1 rRNA gene is annotated in these 695 nt (G+C 55.7%); it reads right to left on the bottom strand.

Features of this window, described 5'->3' with window-relative positions:
* Nucleotides 1-547: 547 nt before the first annotated feature.
* Nucleotides 548-662: ribosomal RNA gene (gene rrf / locus CVH10_RS16870) — 5S ribosomal RNA — on the bottom strand.
* Nucleotides 663-695 lie beyond the last annotated feature (33 nt).

The following is a 695-nucleotide window of genomic DNA, read 5'->3' on the forward strand; positions in this document are numbered from 1 at the left end:
AAGAAAAACAAGCGCTTCTGCCACTCATCACCGCCTGCAACGTTGCCCGTCGCCGGCAGCGGATGCGTACTTTACGGATTTCCCCGGTAGGGTGCAAGGACTTTTTCTGTGTCGTGTTGAACAAGAGTGCGCGCGCGGCGTGAGGCCCATGATGGCGGGGTTTCCCGAGACTCACGTGATATCACTCTTCCTGGGATCATGCCCGATCGAGCCAGGCTCAGCTGGAGTGACCAGGAGTTCGCACAGGTTTCACGTTCACCAACGAAAGCGCCAACTGGCATTCTGATTCTCCAATGGCACATCCAACGACAAACGCCCCGCCCTCATCAGAGGCCGGGGCGTTTTTTTGGAGGAGATCACATTAAACGTTCGCACATGAAAAAACCCCTACTCGATGAGCCGAGGTTTTCTCGGGATAAGTGCCTGACGATGTCCCGGTCGGCGTTCCGATACTCTCCATGGGAACTCCCCGATCATATACGCGACCTGTCGGCCAGACATGAAAAAACCCCGAGCCTTTTGGGCTCGGGGTTTTCTCGATATAAGTGCCTGACGATGACCTACTCTCGCATGGGAACTCCCACACTACCATCGGCGCTGAGCGGTTTCACTGCTGAGTTCGGCATGGGATCAGGTGGTTCCCGCACGCTATGGTCGTCAGGCGAAAAAGGCAATGCGAATCATGCTGACGAGAT

The organism is Halomonas sp. ND22Bw (genome assembly GCF_003011945.1).
GTDB classification, from domain to species: domain Bacteria; phylum Pseudomonadota; class Gammaproteobacteria; order Pseudomonadales; family Halomonadaceae; genus Halomonas; species Halomonas halophila.